Origin of the sequence: Flavobacterium sp. ARAG 55.4 (assembly GCF_051846875.1) — a bacterium.
Classification (GTDB): Bacteria; Bacteroidota; Bacteroidia; order Flavobacteriales; family Flavobacteriaceae; genus Flavobacterium; species Flavobacterium plantiphilum.
On sequence record NZ_JBPYCT010000012.1, the window covers coordinates 89,712 to 107,599 of the forward strand.

The window sequence follows — 17,888 nt, forward strand, 5'->3', positions numbered from 1 at the left end:
TCTTTAACGCATCTTTTTTTTCAATTAAACAGTTTTTAATTGAAATATTAGTCAGCTAGAAAAAAAACCAACATCGATTATAAACAAAAAAATATGAAAAAGCTGTTTTTACTGACATTTATTTGTTTTGTACAATTTTCAATTGTAGCACAAAATCCAACACCTACAAAGCCCAGGGTTCTTATAAGTACTGATATAGGAGGTACTGATCCTGATGACAATCAGTCTATGACGCATTTACTTATGTACAGTGATTTGTTTCAATTAGAAGGTCTGGTTTCATCTCCTTCCTATGGCGACGGAAATAAAGAAGAAATTCTTAGAATGATTGACCTTTATGAAAAAGATCTTCCAAAACTAAAAAAACACAATAAAAAGCTGGCTCAGCCAAAATATTTACGCTCCATTACCAAACAGGGGCTTAAAGGCAACGCTTCTTTTTCAGGATTCACCAAAGCAACCGAAGGTTCCGACTGGATTATTAAATGTGCCAAAAAACAAAGCGATCAACCTTTATGGGTTTTAGGCTGGGGCGGTCTTGAAGATATTGCACAAGCTTTGCACGATGCACCTGAAATTCAGAATAAAATCAAAATATACTGGATAGGCGGACCCAACAAAAAATGGAGCGCTAACAGCTATGCCTACATCGTAAAAAACTTTCCTAATTTGTTCTTTATCGAAGTAAACTCTAGTTATTACGGATTCTTTTCTCACAATAACGAACCCGATACTGTTAAAACCTCTGACTATTTTGATACTGCCATTCAGGGTGCAGGTCATCTTGGAAAAGACTTTAAAAGCTATTATGACGGAGAAATCAAAATGGGTGACTCTCCTTCTCTATTTTACCTGATGGATGGAAATCCTGATAATCCAGGCAGAGAAAGCTGGGGAGGCAGCTTTGAAAAAATAACACATAGCCCTAGAACTATCTACCACGGTACAACAACTCTAAAAGACACTGTCGCTTATTGTTCCATTATTGAAATGCATTTAAAAGGCCCAAAAAAAGAACTCCCTATCAATACTGTTTGTTTTACCATGGAAATACCATACGGAAATAATATCCAAAAATGGTCTGGTTACTATTTAGGAAATGGCGATTATGCCATAAGATACATTCCTAAAAAAGCAGAAAACATACATTATCAAATTCGTTCCGAAATTGCCGAACTCAATGGTCTTGAAGGCGATATTGTAGTGACTAATTTATGGCCTGGAAAACAACAAAAAGACAGTTATATTTTAGGCAACAACTGGTACAGTGACAAATCAGACAGCTCTTTATTTGATGGAAAAATTCAAGGTGGAAAAACCATTTTAAAATGGCGCAATGCCATTCTGGAAGATTGGACTAAACGTTGGGATTGGTTAAAATAATGGAATAATATTTTTTTCGTACCTGAATAGTAACTCTTACATAAAAAAAATATGAATCCTAAAGTAGCCCAATTTTTAAGCAAAGCAAAAAAGTGGCAGGATGAAATGACACTGTTAAGAGAAATAATTACAGAATGCAAACTAGAGGAAGATTTCAAATGGATGCATCCCTGTTATACCTTAGACAATGCTAACGTGGTATTAATTCACGGTTTCAAAGACTATTGCGCCTTACTATTTTTCAAAGGGGTTTTAATGAAGGACGAAAAAAAAATTCTGATTCAACAAACGGAGAATGTTCAGGATCGAAGACAACTTCGGTTTAAAAATGTAGCAGAAATTGAAAAATTAGAATCAGTTATCAAAGCTTACATACAGGAAGCGATTGCTATAGAAAAAGCAGGTTTAAAAGTCGTAATGAAAACCACCGCAGAATTCAATATGCCGGAAGAATTCCAGACTGTTTTAGAAGATATGCCCGAACTAAAAAAAGCGTTCCAAACTTTAACTCCTGGTCGTCAAAAAGCCTATTTATTATATTTTTCTTCGGCAAAACAAGCTAAAACCCGTGAAGCCCGAATTGAAAAGTATCTTGAAAAAATTCTTAATGGAAAGGGATTAGATGATGATTAACAAGCATACTATATTTGTTTCTTTTAAACTTCAACATAGCTTTAACGACAATTAAAACAGATTGCCAATAAACTTTGTAACTTTGCAACTTCAAAAACTTTGCAACAAAAAACAAATGAATTTCCAAGTCGTATCGGATTACAAACCAATGGGAGACCAACCCCAGGCTATTGACAAACTCTCGCAAGGTATCATAGATGGCGAAAAGTTTCAAACGCTTTTAGGGGTTACGGGTTCCGGAAAAACCTTTACAGTAGCCAATGTTATTCAGGAAGTACAACGTCCAACTTTAGTTTTGGCACACAACAAAACCCTGGCGGCTCAGTTGTATTCGGAATTCAAACAGTTTTTCCCTAATAATGCAGTAGAATATTTCGTTTCCTACTACGATTATTACCAACCCGAAGCATTTATGCCGGTTACAGGGGTTTTTATCGAAAAAGATTTATCTATCAACGAAGAGTTGGAAAAAATGCGTTTAAGCACCACTTCTTCCCTACTTTCTGGTCGTAGAGACATTCTTGTGGTAGCTTCTGTTTCTTGTTTGTATGGTATCGGAAACCCTGTCGAATTTCAAAAAAATGTCATTGCTTTAGAAAGAGATCAGGAAATTTCCAGAACCAAATTATTGCATAGCTTGGTGCAAAGTTTGTATTCCAGAACCGAAGCCGATTTTACACCTGGTAATTTCAGAATCAAAGGGGATACTGTGGAAATTTTCCCAAGTTATGCAGATGACGCCTATCGGATTCACTTTTTTGGTGATGAAATCGAGGAAATTGAAAGCTTTGATGTTCAAACGGCTCAAGTGATTGAACGATTTGACAAACTCACTATTTATCCGGCTAATATGTTCGTGACTTCTCCGGATGTGCTACAAGGCGCTATTTGGGAAATTCAGCAAGATTTAGTTAAACAAGTAGATTATTTTAAAGAAATAGGCAAACATCTGGAAGCCAAAAGACTGGAAGAACGAACTAATTTCGACTTAGAAATGATTCGCGAATTGGGTTATTGTTCCGGTATCGAAAATTATTCCCGTTATCTGGACGGCAGATTGGCAGGAACGCGTCCTTTCTGTTTATTGGATTATTTCCCAAAAGATTATTTAATGGTAGTTGACGAAAGTCACGTAACGCTTTCTCAGGTTCATGCTATGTATGGAGGCGACAGAAGCCGGAAAGAAAATTTAGTGGAATACGGTTTCAGACTTCCGGCCGCTATGGACAACCGTCCTTTAAAGTTTGAGGAATTTGAGGCCATGCAAAACCAAGTCATATATGTATCGGCAACTCCGGCTGATTATGAATTACAAAAAAGCGATGGTGTATATGTAGAACAAGTGATTCGTCCTACGGGATTATTAGATCCTATTATCGAAATTCGTCCCAGTTTGAATCAAATTGATGATTTAATTGAAGAAATTCAGCAACGATGCGAACTGGATGAACGTGTTTTAGTGACCACTTTAACCAAAAGAATGGCTGAAGAATTAGCAAAATACTTAACTAAAGTCAGTATTCGTTGCCGCTATATTCACTCTGATGTCGATACGCTGGAGCGAATTGAAATCATGCAGGATTTACGAAAAGGAATTTTTGATGTTCTCATCGGTGTCAACTTATTGCGTGAAGGCTTGGATTTACCTGAAGTTTCGCTTGTAGCTATTTTAGATGCTGATAAAGAAGGATTCTTGCGCAGTCATCGTTCGTTAACGCAAACTATTGGTCGTGCAGCACGTAACTTAAATGGAAAAGCTATTATGTATGCCGATAAAATTACAGATAGCATGCAAAAAACGATTGACGAAACCAATTATCGCAGAACAAAACAGATTAATTTCAATACCGCTAATAACATAATTCCGCAGGCATTGAATAAGAAAATAGACAGTGCCTTTACCAAAAACCCACTGGTGGAATACGAATTGGGACACACGCTAAATACGGCAGCAGAACCGGTAAACGAATATTTATCCAAAGACGAAATAGAAAAACGAATTCGTGAAAAACGAAAATCAATGGAAAAAGCCGCAAAAGAACTCGACTTTATGCAAGCCGCAAAATTACGAGATGAAATAAAAAAATTACAAGAACAGCTGGTTTAATACACAGATTCATCATGAAAAATATTCCATAAAGCATCATCCGTAATGATGGTATTAGGTGCATTTTTCATTTTTTTCAACAAAATCCTTACAGCATCTGTATCTAAGCTCATACTAATGGCAATATGGATAATTAAATCCGGATCCTGCTTGTATAAAATACCGTCATCCTGAAAAAATAACACCAGCTGATAAAATTGCTTGATTCTGTGCAGCTTTAAATTATCCGGCAATGGAGGCAATTCATGACTTAATAAATCTATAAATCCTCCTTTTTCAAAATTGAGTTCATTGGCTATCAAAAATAAAAAATCATACCCTTTTTTACTCAATTGACCATCAACTGAAGCGAAGGCGATCATTTCTAAAAGCAATTTCTTCTTTTGTTCACAAGTATCCATATCATAAATAATTTTAGCTAAAATATCATTTTTTATGATAATAACCCAAAGAAAACTCCTTTATTAAACAATTTAATTGAAAAATCACATTTTTTTCATACAGTAAAAAAGTTAAAAAACATTCATATATTGAAATATTTTAACTTTTAGTTTAAAAAAAGTCAATCTGAAAAACCCTCTTTTACAGATAACACTTTTATCAATATCCTTTTTTATCATATAAGCAAAATGAGATTAAAAAAATCAGAAAATCAAAATTCTGCTATATCGTGAAAAAATATTCATTTTTATAGCTTAATTTTATCATCAAACGCGCTATTATGGAATTGATTATTAAAGAATACGAGCTACAATTAAAGCATACTTTCACAATTTCCAGAGAATCTATTGATATTCAGCCTTCCTTAATTGTACAGTTAAAAAATGGCGGATTCTCAGGATATGGCGAAGCAACCTCTAATCCTTATTACAACATCAGTGTCTCTATGATGAAACAGGATTTAGAAGCAATCCGAAACCTAATAGAAACTACCACTGAAGAAACTCCTGAAGATTTTTGGGCAAAAATATATCCTTATTTAAAGCACGATATGTTTGCTTTATGTGCACTAGATATGGCTTACACCGATTTATACGCCCGAAAAAAAGGACAAAAACTCCACGAACTATGGGATTATAATATTGAGAAAAATCCATTAACAAATTATACCATAGGAATTGATTCTATCGATAAAATGGTATCAAAAATGAAAGAATTACCGTGGCCAATATATAAAATCAAATTAGGCACCAGCGAAGATATAGCTATTGTTAAAGCTCTAAGAGAACATACTGATGCTGTTTTTAGAATCGATGCAAATTGCGGATGGGGTATAGAAGAAACACTGACTAATGCAGTAGAATTAAAAAAGCTTGGGGTCGAATTTTTGGAACAGCCACTAAAAGCCGATGACTGGAAAGGACATGAAATTATCTTTAAGCATTCCGTATTACCTGTTATAGCTGATGAAAGCTGTATTGTTGAACAGGATATCTCCAAATGCTACAATCATTTTCATGGTGTGAATATTAAATTAGTAAAATGCGGCGGGCTGACACCTGCACGAAGAATGATACAACAAGCCAAAAAATTAGGATTGAAAACAATGGTAGGCTGCATGACAGAATCCTCTGTTGGTATTTCGGCAATTGCCCATTTATTACCACAATTGGATTATGTAGACATGGATGGAGCATTACTTTTATCTGAAGATATTGCAAACGGTGTACAGATTGAAAAAGGAGTCATTGGATACTCTAATTTAAATGGAACAGGAGTTGTTCTTAAATAACAATTAATGAAAGTAACACAATTTCCGAACCGGATATTAAAAGTTAATGGTGATAACTATTTGTATTTTGGCGGTACGGCTTATTTAGGTTTACCGCCAAATAAAAAATTTCAAAAAATACTTTTTAAAAATATTGCCCGCTGGGGAACGGCATACGGAAGTTCGCGAAATGCCAATATTCAATTAACCGCTTATGAGAAAGGAGAACGTTTTTTAGCTCAGTATATTCAGGCCGAAGCAGCTCTTACAGTTTCATCCGGAATGCTTGCCGGACAATTAGTACTTAAAACTTTAGAATCTCAAACGGATGTTTTTTTTCATTTTCCTGATACACACGTCGCAATAAGCCACAAAAAAAGTCTCCCTTTTTTTATAAATAACCAATTAAATCCGCGTTTATCAGACGAAAAACCTGAAAAAATAACCATTCTTACAGATGCAGTAAATGCTAATGCTGTTACTCCCGTAAATTTTTCTGTTTTAAAACAAATTCCGGCGCATAAAGAAATAACCGTTGTTATTGATGAGTCACATTCACTCGGAATCTTAGGTAATAATGGCAGCGGAATTTTTTCGATGTTACATCACCCCAACATTAAACGCAAAATTTCGCTTGCTTCGCTGGGAAAAGCCATGGGATTATCCGGTGGCGTAATTGCTGCTGATTCCAGTTTTATTTCGGAACTGAAAGAAAATGATATTTTTGTATCCAGTGCCGGAATGAATCCTGCATTTGTAAAAACTATCGTTGATGCAAAAAAACTCTATTTTGCCCAAAACAAAAAATTAAAACAAAACCTGGATTATCTGGATTCAAAATTGATTTCAAATATTAATATTCTTTTTGATAAAAATTACCCTGTGATTTATCCACGCATTGAAAATATCAATTCAGTTTTAGTTTCAAATAAAATTATTATTACGCATTTCAAATATACTTCTGATACAGATTTGAACCGGATAATAATTACAGCAAATCATAAAAAGAAAGATTTAGACAGAATAATAAAAATCCTCAATCAATACTAAAACGAAATTGATAAGCTAATGTCATAAAAACGTACATTTGTAAAAAACACATCAATGACAAACAACGATATCTTTAAAAAATTACGCGTGGCATTAATGTTGCGTGATGACCAAATTGTAGAAATACTGGAATTAGTTGATTTCAGAATTTCCAAATCAGAATTAGGAGCTTTTTTTCGTGATGAAAAACACCCCAATTATATGGAATGTGGCGATCAGGTATTACGCAATTTCTTAAATGGACTAGTTATTCATTTGCGTGGAACAAAAGAAAATCCTAAAAACCCAAATGATATTTTAGCAAAACATAAAGCACAGATTCCTAAAAAAGAAAGTACTAAAGAGCGAACTGAATTTAAAGCTGCTGCTAAAGATGCCGAAAAAGGAAGAGCAGATCAAAAGCCTGCCAAATCAGTTTCGACAGCTAAAAAACCTTTTAAGAACAACAATTCAAAAGCGACTCCAAAAGTACAGATTGTAGAAAAAGTAAAGTTCAATAACGGTAAAAATAAAAAAACTAAATAAAGTTTTTTTATAATTCTTTAAGTAACTTAAAACAAAAATCCCGGACAGCATCCGGGATTTTATTTTCTATGTATTTTCATTTATTTAGTGAATTTAACCAGAAAAACAAGTCCTTTACCAACTTCCAGTTCATCTGTAGATAATTTTCGATAATTTAAGGTGTTTTTAATAAAATAATTTAAACTTTCATTAGAGGTATTAGTACTCATCACTACAATTTCGTGATTTTCATTAATTGCAATTCTTACTTTTACCAAAACATCCTGATCCAACCCTGTAAATGTTGGATAACTATTAAGCATCTTAGTTATTTCCTTGTAAGTTTCACTTAAAGAAGCTGTTGAGTTATTAGGTGATTTTTCTGCTGCAAATGCTGTTGTTAAAAATAAAGTAACAACAACTGATAGAATTAGTTTTTTCATGATTTCTTAGTTTTTAATTAGAATTAAATTGTTTCAAGATTTCATTGTAAAAGTAAAAAAAAGCGTTGTACAAAAAATACCTAATTGACTGATATAGTAAGTTTTACGAGACACAAAATATTACAGCACAAAAAATAGAAGTCCGATAAAAAAAAATATCTTATTTTTCATTATTCATATAAAAAAAGCTTTTTCTACGAAAAAAAATTAGTTAAAACAGCCAAAACAAACAAAAATTTGCGAATAATTTATCTAAAAAAACGTCTAAAACAAAAAAATCCTGGATATGAACCCGGGATTTTTGCTTTTTTTAGTTTAAAAATTTACTTGGTAAACTTCACCAGAAAAACAAGTCCTTTCCCTACTTCTAATTCATCAGCTAACAACTTTTGATAATTTAAAGTATTCTTGATGTAGTAGTTTAACTCTTCATTTGTTGTATTCGTACTCATCACTACAATTTCATGTTTCTCATTAATAGCAATTTTTACTTTTACAACAACATCCTGATCTAATCCTCCAAAGTTTGGATACGTATTTAACATTCTAGTTAGTTCTCTGTAAGTCTCATCAAAATTTTTTGCTGTATTGGGAGACTTATTAGCAGCAAATGCTGTACTCATAAACAAAGCAACAATAACAGATAAAAATAATTTTTTCATGATTTTTAGTTTTTAATTACAGTTCAAAATTACTACTGTTTATCAACATAAAAACCACAAAAACAATTACTTAACCCAATCATAAAAACCTTTATTTTTTACTTTTTATCAAGTATGAAAACTATCCGCTTAAAAAATAGGAGCTCTATAAAAATGGAGAACTAATTTTTAATTAATCTCATAAAAACAGAAAAAACAGTAAATAAAAAATACTAATTAGCCTGATAATATTAAATTAACACAATTATAAATGATTAAACAAAAAAAAATCCTGTCTCGTTTTGCAACGAGACAGGATTCTAATATATAACTAAGTTTCTTTATTAAGAAAGTGCAGCCTGTACCTGATCAGCAGCTTCCTGGAATTGCACTGCAGATAAAATTGGCATACCAGAGTTGTCAATTAATTCTTTTGCAATTTCAGCATTCGTACCTTGTAAACGAACAATGATTGGTACTTTAATAGCATCACCCATGTTTTTATAAGCATCAACTACACCCTGAGCAACACGGTCACAACGAACGATTCCTCCAAAGATGTTAATTAAAATCGCTTTTACGTTTGGATCTTTAAGAATAATACGGAAAGCCGTTTCCACACGTTTAGCATCAGCAGTTCCTCCTACGTCAAGGAAGTTAGCCGGTTCAAAACCTGCATATTTAATTAAATCCATAGTTGCCATAGCAAGACCCGCACCATTCACCATACAACCTACAGTACCGTCAAGATCTACATAGTTCAATCCTACTTCTTTAGCTTCTACTTCAATTGGATTTTCTTCAAGAATATCACGCATTTCAGCATAAGCTTTTTGTCTGTATAATGCGTTATCATCAATATTTACTTTAGCATCAACCGCTAAAATTTTATTATCAGATGTTTTTAATACCGGGTTAATTTCAAACATTGAAGCATCAGAACCAATATAAGCTTTGTATAATGCATCGATGAATTTCACCATTTCTTTGAATGCGTTTCCTGAAAGACCTAAGTTAAAAGCAACTCTTCTTGCCTGAAAACCTTGTAGTCCAACAGTCGGGTCAATTTCTTCAGTAAAAATTAAATGAGGTGTATGCTCAGCAACTTCTTCAATATCCATTCCACCTTCAGTAGAATACATAATCATGTTACGTCCTGTAGCTCTGTTTAACAAAACAGATACATAAAACTCAGAAGTTTCAGATTCTCCAGGGTAGTACACATCTTCAGCAATTAAAACTTTATGTACTTTTTTACCCTCTGCAGAAGTTTGAGGAGTGATTAATTGCATTCCGATAATTTCGCTAGCAATTCCTTCCACTTTATCGATTCCTTTAGCAAGTTTCACCCCGCCGCCTTTACCACGTCCACCTGCGTGAATTTGGGCTTTTACAACGTACCAACTTGTTCCTGTTTCGGTAGTTAATTGTTTTGCAGCAGCAACAGCTTCAACCGCATTATTGGCAACGATTCCGCGTTGAACGCGAACTCCGTAGCTTGCTAAAATCTCTTTTCCTTGATATTCGTGTATGTTCATAATATAGAATTTGTCTGGATTCTGAAGTTATTTCAAAATATGAGTGCGACAAAAGTAGCAAAAATGAACTTAAATCTGAAATCTTTTTAGCGATTTAAAATATCTTATAAATAAAGTTAAAAAAAAATGCTTTTGCGTTCATTTTTTCAGCAAAAAAAAGATTTTGTAGCGAAAAAAGAAGCAAACTGACGTTTTTACATGGAATTTTACAATATTCAATTTAAAAAAATCAGAAATAATTGTCAAAATATCACCCAAAAAACAAGACTATATTAACGATTTGTTAATACATGAGGTAAATAATGCAATTATTATTATTTATTATACATTTTTCTATTATTCCTGTAAAAGTAGCCCATAATAGCCTCAATGGATGGATTATATTTAATGAAATATCTATTTTTGTAGAAAAAATTATCAAGCATGAAACTTAAAGAACAAGGCCTTTATTTGCCAGAATTCGAGCATGAAAACTGTGGAGCTGGTTTTATTTGCAACCTTAAAGGTGAGAAAACGAATCAAATTATACACGACGCATTAGAAATTCTAGTAAAACTAGAGCACCGTGGTGGTGTAAGTGCTGACGGAAAAACGGGAGATGGAGCTGGACTTTTGATTGACATTCCTCACGAATATTTCAACAGAGTTTGTGATTTCAAATTGCCTGCTCCACGTGAATATGCTGTAGGAATGGTGTTTTTGCCTAAAATCCAGAATCAGTACGTTTTTTGTAAAGACATATTTGAAAAAGAAATTAAAGCACAAGGACTTACTATTTTAGGATGGAGAGAAGTTCCTGTAGATTCTTCTCAGTTAGGAGAGATTGCTTTAGCATCTGAACCTACTATCGAACAAATTTTTGTTGGTCAGAGTGAATCTATAGATGAGGCTACTTTTAAAGCTAAATTATATGCAGCCCGTAAAATTACAGAACACACTATTGCTAATTCAAAAATATCGCAAAGTTCTTATTTTTATGTTCCAAGTTTATCTACTACTACCTTAATATATAAGGGTATTATCATGCCTGAGGATATTGGTCCATATTATACTGACTTACAACAAACGGATTTGGTTACCCGTCTTGCATTGGTACACCAGCGTTTCTCTACGAATACAATGCCTACATGGGAGTTATCCCAACCATTTAGATATATGTGTCAAAATGGTGAGATTAACACTTTAAGAGGTAACGTGAGTAGAATGCGTGTACGTGAAGAAATCATGAAAAGTGATGTCTTTGGTCCACAAATAGAAAAATTATTCCCAATCATTCTTCCAGGAAAATCAGATTCTGCTTCTATGGATATGGTTGTGGAGTTATTAACTCACACCGGACGTTCATTACCGGAAGTAATGATGATGATGATTCCTGAAGCATGGGAAAAACATAAAACCATGTCTGACGAAAGAAAAGCTTTCTACGAATACAATGCCTGTATCATGGAGCCATGGGACGGACCAGCATCTGTACCATTCTCTGACGGAGATTACGTAGGAGCTTTATTAGACCGTAATGGTTTAAGACCTTCCCGTTATACTGTTACTAAAAGTGGTAAATTGATTATGGCATCAGAAATTGGTGTTGTAACAGTTGATCCTGAAGATGTAGAAAGCCACGGTAGATTAGAACCTGGTAAAATGTTCCTGGTTGACATGAACGAAGGACGTATTATTAATGATGAGGAAATTAAAAGCAAAATTGTTTCTGAAAGACCTTACCAAGAATGGTTGAAACAATATCGTTTGAACCTAAAAGACGTTCCTACTACAACTAAAGCTTGTCCAATTGAAACTATCGATTTAAAGACCAGAGAGCGTTTATTCAACTATACATTAGAGGATATTCAGGATATGATTACTCCAATGGCTCAAGCTGGAAAAGAAGCTTTGGGTTCTATGGGTATCGACACTCCTCTTGCTGTATTATCAGACAGACCTCAATTAATCCCTAACTATTTCAAACAATTATTTGCGCAGGTAACTAACCCACCTTTGGATGGTATCCGTGAAGAAATTGTAACTGATATTAGTTTAGCATTAGGTCAAGACAGAAATATTTTTGATATTTCCAGCAAACAATGCAGAAAATTAAGAATTCAGAATCCGGTTATTTCTAACGACGACTTAGAAAAAATCAGAAATATTGATATCGATCACTTCAAAGCAGAAACTATTGAAATCCTTTATGCAAAAGACAAAGGTTTAAATGGTTTAGAAAATGCCTTAGAAGATATTATTATCCAGATTACAAAAGCTGTAGAAAGAGGAACAAACTTAATAATCTTATCAGACAGAGGTGTAAACAAAGAGTTTGCCCCAATCCCTGCATTATTAGCTTGTTCTTATGTAAATCATCAGATGAACCGTCTACGCAAACGTTCTTATTTTGATATCATCATCGAATCAGCTGAACCACGTGAGCCACATCATTTTGCCACATTGTTCGGATATGGAGCCAGTGCGATTAACCCTTACATGGTTAATGAAATCATTCGCGTACAGGTACAGGAAGGATTTATTACCGGAATTAGCGAACAAAAAGCAGTTGATAACTTCAACAAAGCTATTGGTTCAGGTATTTTAAAAATCATGAATAAAATTGGAATCTCTACGTTACATTCTTACAGAGGTTCTCAAATTTTTGAAATCGTTGGTTTCAACTCTAAATTTGTTGAAAAATACTTCCCTTATACAGCTTCAAGAATTGAAGGTATTGGATTGTACGAAATTGAAAAAGAAATAAACGAAAGATATAAATATGCTTATCCGGATGTATTAGTTCCAAACCGTTTGGGATTAAACATTGGAGGAGAATACAGATGGAGACGTAATGGGGAAAGACATATGTTCAATCCTACTACTATTGCTAAATTGCAACAGGCAGTACGTTTAAGTGATCAGGACAGTTATGATGTTTATTCAAAAAGCGTAAACGATCAGGCTAAGAGTTTAATGACTATCCGTGGTCTATTTGAATTCGATAATCTGGATCCAATTCCATTAGACGAAGTAGAACCATGGACTGATATCGTAAAACGTTTCAAAACCGGAGCGATGTCTTACGGATCTATTTCCAGAGAAGCACATGAGAACTTAGCTATCGCTATGAACCGTATTGGAGGTAAATCTAATTCAGGTGAAGGGGGAGAAGACAGAACCCGTTTCCAGCCAGATGTAAACGGAGACAGCCGTAACTCAGCTATCAAACAAGTAGCTTCGGGACGTTTTGGAGTAACTTCTCACTACTTATCCAGTGCAAAAGAGATTCAGATTAAAATGGCTCAGGGCGCAAAACCTGGAGAAGGTGGACAATTACCAGGTGAAAAAGTATTGCCTTGGATTGCATCGGCTCGTAACTCCACTCCTTTCGTAGGATTGATTTCACCTCCGCCACACCACGATATCTACTCAATTGAAGATTTAGCACAATTAATCTTCGACTTGAAAAATGCTAACAGAGAAGCACGTATCAACGTGAAACTGGTTTCTGAAGTTGGTGTTGGAACAATTGCTGCCGGTGTTGCTAAAGCAAAAGCTGACGTAGTATTAATTGCTGGTTATGATGGTGGTACCGGAGCTTCTCCATTAACTTCATTGAAACACGCAGGTCTTCCTTGGGAACTTGGATTAGCCGAAGCACAACAAACTTTGGTATTAAATAACTTAAGAAGCCGTATTGTTGTAGAATGTGACGGACAGTTAAAAACAGGTCGTGATGTAGCTATTGCAGCTTTATTAGGAGCTGAAGAATTTGGTTTTGCCACTGCTCCACTTGTAGCTTCCGGATGTATCATGATGCGTAAATGCCACTTGAACACTTGTCCGGTAGGTATTGCAACTCAGGATAAAGAATTGCGTAAAAACTTTAAAGGAACTCCTGAGCACGTAATTAACTTCTTCTACTATGTAGCGGAAGAATTAAGAGGAATTATGGCTTCTTTAGGTTTCAGAACTATGGAAGAAATGATTGGCCAGACTCACAAAATCAACTCTAACAAAGCCATTACACACTATAAAGCAAGAGGTCTAGATTTATCATCTATCCTGCACCGTCCGGCATCTTACAAAGAAATGACCGTTCGTAACACTGAGAAACAAGATCATGGATTAGACAACGTGATGGATTTCCAAATCTTAAAAGATTCTCACCGTGCTTTATACAGAAAAGAAAAAATGTCTTTAGAATATCCTATTAAAAATACCGACCGTTCAGTGGGAGCTATTGTTAGTAACGAGATTTCAAAAATATATGGTCATTTAGGTCTACCAGAAGACACTTTAAATATTCATTTTACAGGATCTGCAGGACAAAGTTTAGGAGCATTTAGTGCTCATGGATTAACTTTCACTGTTGAAGGAAATACGAATGATTATTTAGGAAAAGGTTTATCCGGAGCTAAATTAATCATCAAAAAACCTGCAAAAGCAACATTTGTTGCCTCTGAAAACATCATCGTAGGAAACGTTTGTCTATTTGGAGCAATTGAAGGAGAAGCTTTCATCAACGGTATTGCCGGAGAGCGTTTTGCAGTTCGTAACTCAGGAGCAGTAGCTGTAGTTGAGGGAGTTGGAGACCACGGATGTGAATACATGACTGGTGGAAAAGTAGTTGTTCTGGGTAAAACAGGAAGAAACTTTGCTGCAGGTATGAGTGGAGGTATCGCTTATATCTATGATCCTGAACACAAATTCAAAAATGGTTTATGTAATACTGAAACCATCGAATTTGAAACAGTTGAAGGAAACGAAGCTGATGAATTAAAACATTTAATTGAAAGACACGTGGCGTACACAAACAGTACAAAGGGTATCGAATTATTAAATGATTGGAATACAAGCTTAGAAAATTTTGTAAAAGTAATGCCTACAGAGTACAAAAAAGCATTAAAGCGTTTGGAAACAGAGGTACAAATGGTAGAAGAATTAACAGCATAATACAATGGGAAAAGTAACAGGTTTTAAAGAATTCGAAAGAAAAGATGAATCATACACAGCAGTACAAGAGCGTGTAGGACATTATAAAGAATTTACAGTTCCTTTGAGTGAAGCTGAAATTACTGAACAAGGATCACGTTGTATGGATTGTGGTATTCCTTTTTGCCACAGTGGATGTCCATTAGGGAATTTAATTCCTGATTTCAACCACATGGTACACCAGGGTGAATGGCAAAAAGCTTCCTGGATACTACATTCAACAAATAACTTCCCTGAATTTACAGGACGCTTATGTCCGGCACCATGTGAAAAAGCATGTGTATTAGGAATTATTGCTGATCCGATTTCTATTGAAAATATAGAAAAAAATATTGTGGAGCGTGCTTTTGCTGAAGGATGGATTAAACCTCAACCACCAAAAGTAAGAACCGGAAAAACAGTTGCTGTAGTAGGATCAGGTCCTGCAGGTTTAGCTGCTGCACAACAATTAAACAGAGCAGGTCATACTGTTACTGTTTTTGAAAGAGATAATGCAATTGGTGGACTACTTCGTTACGGAATTCCTAACTTCAAAATGGAAAAGGAAATTATCGACCGTAGAGTTGCCATTCTGGAAGCAGAAGGAATCACATTTAAAGTAAATACAAATGTTGGGGTTAACTACTCAATAGAAGATTTAAAAGCATTTGATTCTATCGTTCTTTGCGGTGGAGCTACTGAAAGAAGAAGCTTACCTACTCCTGGAGCAGATGCTGACGGAGTGGTTCAGGCGATGGATTTCTTAACACAACAGACTAAAGTAGTTTTTGGTGAAAAAATTGAAAACCAAGTTATGGCTACCGGTAAAGATGTGATCGTTATTGGTGGTGGAGATACAGGTTCTGACTGTGTGGGTACATCTAACCGTCACGGAGCAAAATCAGTAACTAACTTTGAGATTATGCCTAAACCACCAGTGGGAAGAAGCGAATCTACTCCATGGCCTTTCTGGCCGTTACAGTTAAAAACTTCTTCTTCTCACAAAGAAGGTGTTGAAAGAAACTGGTTAATCAATACTAAAGAATTCATTAAGGATGCTAATGGTAAATTAATCGCTTTAAAAACGGTTAATGTAGAATGGAAAATGGTTCCGGGACAACGTCCTGAATTAATCGAAATTGAAGGTTCTGAAAAAACATGGCCTTGTGATTTAGCTTTATTAGCACTTGGATTTACAGGACCAGAGAAAAACTTAGCAGAACAATTAGGTCTTGAAACTGATTTCAGAAGCAATTACAAAGCAAACAATTACCAAACAAATGTTCCTAACATATTTACTGCGGGAGATATGAGAAGAGGACAATCATTAATTGTATGGGCAATCTCTGAAGGTCGTGAGGCTGCAAGAGAAGTTGATTTGTATTTAATGGGAACTACTAACCTTCCTACTAAAGAAGGTGGAGATTTACCTCCATTATAATACTTATAAATCTTTAAAAAAGGCTATCCGAAAGCAATTTCAGATAGCCTTTTTTGTTTTTGTGATAATTCAAACTCTCCTTTTGTTTAAATAGTAATAATTACAACGTTGTATGTTTATTTTAAAACAATTTGTTACAATTTGTTAGAAATATTTTTATCTATTGTGGTATCAATAAAGAATAATAAATTTGTGTAAAAATAACAACAATGCAATCAAAAGACTTACTTCAATTAGCAGAACAATTTGGCAGCCCATTATATGTGTATGATGCTGAAAAAATAAAATCACAGTACAATAGATTAACAAAAGCTTTTTCTAAAGTAGAAAAACTACGTATCAATTATGCTATGAAGGCATTGTCTAACGTTTCTATTCTTCAATTGTTGAGAGAATTGGGATCATGTCTGGATGCTGTTTCTATTCAGGAAGTACAATTAGGACTTCATGCAGGTTATTCTCCGGATCAGATATTCTTTACTCCAAATGGTGTTTCTCTTGAAGAAATTGAAGAAGTACACGCTTTAGGAGTTCAAATTAATATTGATAATTTATCTATTCTGGAACAATTTGGTACAAAACACCCAACAGTTCCTGTGTGTATCCGAATTAACCCTCACGTTATGGCGGGTGGTAACGAAAACATTTCAGTAGGACACATTGACAGTAAATTTGGTATTTCAGTACACCAATTGCCACACTTAGTACGCATTGTTGAAAACACCAATATGAACATTGTGGGTATTCACATGCATACCGGATCTGATATTTTAGATATCGAAGTATTTTTGTATGCTGCTGAAATTTTATTTGATGCTGCAAGAAATTTCAAAAATCTTGAGTTCTTAGATTTTGGTAGTGGATTTAAAGTGCCTTACAAAAAAGATGATATTGAGACCGATATCGAAGAATTAGGAAAGAAATTATCGAAAAGATTCAATGCTTTTTGTGATGAATACGGTAAAGAATTAACATTGATTTTTGAACCAGGGAAATTTTTAGTGAGTGAGGCAGGTTATTTTCTGGCTAAGGTAAACGTAGTAAAACAAACTACATCCACTGTTTTTGCAGGAATTGATTCTGGTTTCAATCATTTAATTCGTCCTATGTTTTACGGTTCACAGCACCATATCGAAAACATTTCGAATCCAAAAGGAAAAGAGCGTTTTTACTCTGTAGTAGGATACATCTGTGAAACCGATACTTTTGCAAGCAACCGCAGAATTCAGGAAATTGCCGAAGGCGACATTCTTTGTTTCAGAAATGCCGGAGCATACTGTTATTCTATGTCTTCTAACTACAATTCCAGATACAAACCAGCAGAGGTTTTATGGATTAACGGAGAAGGTCACTTAATCAGAGCTCATGAAACATTTGAAGATTTATTAAAAAATCAAATTCCATTGCCGGAATCTGTAACAAAACAGTAAATACAAGAATTAAAATCATAAAAAAAAGGGGACTTTAAAATCCCCTTTTTT

The 17,888-nt window shown here is 34.5% G+C and carries 13 protein-coding genes; 9 read left to right on the plus strand and 4 right to left on the minus strand.

Annotated elements, in window-relative coordinates:
* Window positions 1–93 precede the first annotated feature (93 nt).
* From ACSV4D_RS13840 to uvrB, 3 genes are all read left to right on the plus strand, one after another.
* Window positions 94–1,383 carry a nucleoside hydrolase-like domain-containing protein gene (locus ACSV4D_RS13840; protein WP_439228719.1) on the plus strand — a complete coding sequence of 430 codons (1,290 nt, stop codon included), beginning with the start codon at window positions 94–96 and terminating at the stop codon, window positions 1,381–1,383.
* Window positions 1,384–1,434: 51 nt separating this feature from the next.
* On the plus strand, window positions 1,435–2,016 hold the full coding sequence (locus tag ACSV4D_RS13845) for a YdeI/OmpD-associated family protein (protein WP_439228720.1): 582 nt from the start codon (window positions 1,435–1,437) through the stop codon (window positions 2,014–2,016).
* Window positions 2,017–2,131: 115 nt separating this feature from the next.
* A complete protein-coding gene (gene uvrB, locus ACSV4D_RS13850; protein WP_408082550.1) occupies window positions 2,132–4,123 on the plus strand; it encodes an excinuclease ABC subunit UvrB in 1,992 nt (663 codons plus the stop codon).
* Here the strand turns inward: uvrB and ACSV4D_RS13855 are convergent.
* On the minus strand, window positions 4,120–4,524 hold the full coding sequence (locus tag ACSV4D_RS13855) for an excinuclease ABC subunit B (RefSeq protein WP_439228721.1): 405 nt from the start codon (window positions 4,522–4,524) through the stop codon (window positions 4,120–4,122). The genes uvrB and ACSV4D_RS13855 overlap by 4 nt on opposite strands.
* A gap of 320 nt (window positions 4,525–4,844) precedes the next feature.
* Here ACSV4D_RS13855 and ACSV4D_RS13860 point away from each other — a divergent pair, with 320 nt between their 5' ends.
* From ACSV4D_RS13860 to ACSV4D_RS13870, 3 genes are read left to right on the plus strand one after another with little or no spacing between them, the layout of a single operon-like run.
* Window positions 4,845–5,855: a dipeptide epimerase gene (locus tag ACSV4D_RS13860; protein ID WP_439228722.1), complete on the plus strand. Its 1,011-nt coding sequence runs from the start codon at window positions 4,845–4,847 to the stop codon at window positions 5,853–5,855.
* Window positions 5,856–5,861: 6 nt separating this feature from the next.
* Window positions 5,862–6,884 carry an aminotransferase class I/II-fold pyridoxal phosphate-dependent enzyme gene (locus ACSV4D_RS13865; protein ID WP_439228723.1) on the plus strand — a complete coding sequence of 341 codons (1,023 nt, stop codon included), beginning with the start codon at window positions 5,862–5,864 and terminating at the stop codon, window positions 6,882–6,884.
* A gap of 54 nt (window positions 6,885–6,938) precedes the next feature.
* Entirely contained in the window at window positions 6,939–7,409 is a 471-nt protein-coding gene (locus ACSV4D_RS13870) for a DUF1456 family protein (RefSeq protein ID WP_439228724.1), read from the plus strand.
* An 80-nt stretch (window positions 7,410–7,489) separates the two neighbouring features.
* On the opposite strand, the gene ACSV4D_RS13875 is transcribed toward ACSV4D_RS13870, so the two are convergent.
* From ACSV4D_RS13875 to sucC, 3 genes are all read right to left on the minus strand, one after another.
* On the minus strand, window positions 7,490–7,831 hold the full coding sequence (locus tag ACSV4D_RS13875; protein ID WP_408082555.1) for a hypothetical protein: 342 nt from the start codon (window positions 7,829–7,831) through the stop codon (window positions 7,490–7,492).
* A 323-nt stretch (window positions 7,832–8,154) separates the two neighbouring features.
* Window positions 8,155–8,493: a hypothetical protein gene (locus ACSV4D_RS13880; RefSeq protein WP_408082556.1), complete on the minus strand. Its 339-nt coding sequence runs from the start codon at window positions 8,491–8,493 to the stop codon at window positions 8,155–8,157.
* 323 nt (window positions 8,494–8,816) lie between these two features.
* Window positions 8,817–10,010, minus strand: coding sequence for an ADP-forming succinate--CoA ligase subunit beta (gene sucC / locus ACSV4D_RS13885; protein ID WP_408082557.1), 1,194 nt, complete (start codon window positions 10,008–10,010; stop codon window positions 8,817–8,819).
* 423 nt (window positions 10,011–10,433) lie between these two features.
* Between sucC and gltB the strand changes: the two genes are divergently transcribed.
* From gltB to lysA, 3 genes are all read left to right on the plus strand, one after another.
* On the plus strand, window positions 10,434–14,948 hold the full coding sequence (gene gltB, locus ACSV4D_RS13890; RefSeq protein WP_439228725.1) for a glutamate synthase large subunit: 4,515 nt from the start codon (window positions 10,434–10,436) through the stop codon (window positions 14,946–14,948).
* Between the two features lie 4 nt (window positions 14,949–14,952).
* Window positions 14,953–16,407 carry a glutamate synthase subunit beta gene (locus ACSV4D_RS13895; protein ID WP_408082559.1) on the plus strand — a complete coding sequence of 485 codons (1,455 nt, stop codon included), beginning with the start codon at window positions 14,953–14,955 and terminating at the stop codon, window positions 16,405–16,407.
* 209 nt (window positions 16,408–16,616) lie between these two features.
* Entirely contained in the window at window positions 16,617–17,837 is a 1,221-nt protein-coding gene (gene lysA / locus ACSV4D_RS13900; protein WP_408082560.1) for a diaminopimelate decarboxylase, read from the plus strand.
* Window positions 17,838–17,888: the final 51 nt, after the last annotated feature.

Coding starts and splice junctions, on each gene's coding strand:
- ACSV4D_RS13840 (WP_439228719.1), top strand. CDS start 94: ATGAAAAAGCTGTTTTTACTGACATTTATTTGTTTTGTACAATTTTCA.
- ACSV4D_RS13845 (WP_439228720.1), top strand. CDS start 1,435: ATGAATCCTAAAGTAGCCCAATTTTTAAGCAAAGCAAAAAAGTGGCAG.
- uvrB (WP_408082550.1), top strand. CDS start 2,132: ATGAATTTCCAAGTCGTATCGGATTACAAACCAATGGGAGACCAACCC.
- ACSV4D_RS13855 (WP_439228721.1), bottom strand. CDS start 4,524: ATGGATACTTGTGAACAAAAGAAGAAATTGCTTTTAGAAATGATCGCC.
- ACSV4D_RS13860 (WP_439228722.1), top strand. CDS start 4,845: ATGGAATTGATTATTAAAGAATACGAGCTACAATTAAAGCATACTTTC.
- ACSV4D_RS13865 (WP_439228723.1), top strand. CDS start 5,862: ATGAAAGTAACACAATTTCCGAACCGGATATTAAAAGTTAATGGTGAT.
- ACSV4D_RS13870 (WP_439228724.1), top strand. CDS start 6,939: ATGACAAACAACGATATCTTTAAAAAATTACGCGTGGCATTAATGTTG.
- ACSV4D_RS13875 (WP_408082555.1), bottom strand. CDS start 7,831: ATGAAAAAACTAATTCTATCAGTTGTTGTTACTTTATTTTTAACAACA.
- ACSV4D_RS13880 (WP_408082556.1), bottom strand. CDS start 8,493: ATGAAAAAATTATTTTTATCTGTTATTGTTGCTTTGTTTATGAGTACA.
- sucC (WP_408082557.1), bottom strand. CDS start 10,010: ATGAACATACACGAATATCAAGGAAAAGAGATTTTAGCAAGCTACGGA.
- gltB (WP_439228725.1), top strand. CDS start 10,434: ATGAAACTTAAAGAACAAGGCCTTTATTTGCCAGAATTCGAGCATGAA.
- ACSV4D_RS13895 (WP_408082559.1), top strand. CDS start 14,953: ATGGGAAAAGTAACAGGTTTTAAAGAATTCGAAAGAAAAGATGAATCA.
- lysA (WP_408082560.1), top strand. CDS start 16,617: ATGCAATCAAAAGACTTACTTCAATTAGCAGAACAATTTGGCAGCCCA.